Annotated in this window: 1 protein-coding gene and 1 pseudogene; both read right to left on the bottom strand. The window is 65.3% G+C overall.

The features are described 5' to 3' along the window. A pseudogene (locus EN780_RS34320) lies at nt 1-472 on the bottom strand (3-oxoacyl-ACP synthase); the annotation flags it as partial. Continuing rightward, the coding region (locus tag EN780_RS34315; protein ID WP_128276465.1) for an aminotransferase class III-fold pyridoxal phosphate-dependent enzyme at nt 469-1,335 on the bottom strand (867 nt) is incomplete at its 5' end. The pseudogene EN780_RS34320 and the gene EN780_RS34315, both read right to left, overlap by 4 nt.

Raw genomic sequence — 1,335 nt, 5'->3', positions numbered from 1 at the left:
ACAATACGGCGCTCGCCCGCTCGGTCGGATTGATCCGGCGGCTCAAAATGTTGGCGGCGATGACGATGGCCGGCTTGTTGTGCACGCGCACGAAGCCGTCGGCGAAGGTCATGGCGTAGATGAACCCGGCGCAGGCGCCCGCCAGGTCAACCCCACCGGCCTTTTCGAGGCCGAGCCTGTGCGCCACCAGTGGTGCGCTCGGTGGTAGGAGATGGTCCGGCGTAGAGGTGGCGAGCAGCAGCAGGCCGATCTCCTTGCGGTCGATGCCGGCGGCCTGAAGCGCCATGTCACCGGCCTTGGCCGCCAGTCCGGAAAGCGTGTCGTCGGGCTCTGCCCAGAAACGCGTGCGGATGCCGGTGCGCCCTTCGATCCAGCCTGCTTCCAGCCCGAGGCTTGTCTCGATCTCGGCATTGGCGACTTTTCGGGCCGGGACGTGATGGCCAAGGCCTATGATGCGCGCTGTGCGGTTCATCTTTTGTCGGTCGCAAGTCCGGCCGCCTCGTCGACGGCATCGTAGAGCCGGTCGAGTTCGCCCGATGTGACGCAATAGGGCGGCAGCAGGTAGATGACATTGCCGAGCGGTCGCACCAGCAAGCCTCGATCGAGGAAGAAGGCGCGCAGCCTGGGGCCGACCTCGGCGAGATAGCCCGCATTGCCGACGCTGAGGTCGAGCGCGGCGATGGTGCCGGCCGTGCGCACATTCTCGAAGCGCGAATCTCCGTTGAACCGCGCAATTTTCTCAGCCTGCATCCGTGAGAGCGCAGCCACGCGGTCCGCCACCGGCTCGTCGTTCCAGATACCAACATTTGCCAGTGCTGCTGCGCAGGCGATCGGGTTTGCAGTGTAGGAACTCGAATGGAAGAAGGTCTTGGACCGATCCGTCGAGTAATGCGCTTGGAAGATCGCGTCGGTGGCAAGCGTCGCCGCAAGCGGCAACGATCCACCCGTCAGTCCCTTGGATGTGCACAGAATATCGGGCGCGACCGCCGCCTGTTCGCAGGCGAACATGGTGCCTGTGCGGCCCCAGCCGGTCATGACTTCATCGGCGATGAAAAGCGTCCCGGAGCGCTCGGCAATGCGCTTGAGTTCGGCGAGAACCGAAGCCGGATACATCAGCATGCCGCCGGCGCCGAGCACCAGCGGCTCGACAATCAGCGCGGCCACCTCGCCGTCGCGCGCCAGCCGTTCGAAGGCGTCAAGCGTTTGCTGCTCCTGGCCTGCGGCCGGGAAGGGGATGGTGTCGACCTGGAAAAGCAGCGGCTCGTAAGCGGCGTTGAAGACGCCGCGCGCGCCGACGCTCATCGTGCCCATGGTGTCGCCGTGATAGCTGTGCTC

It is taken from the genome of Mesorhizobium sp. M4B.F.Ca.ET.089.01.1.1 (assembly GCF_004022605.1).
Taxonomy (GTDB): Bacteria; Pseudomonadota; Alphaproteobacteria; order Rhizobiales; family Rhizobiaceae; genus Mesorhizobium; species Mesorhizobium abyssinicae.
The sequence above is the reverse complement of the archived record's forward strand: the minus strand, read 5'-3'. Positions and strand labels throughout refer to the sequence as shown.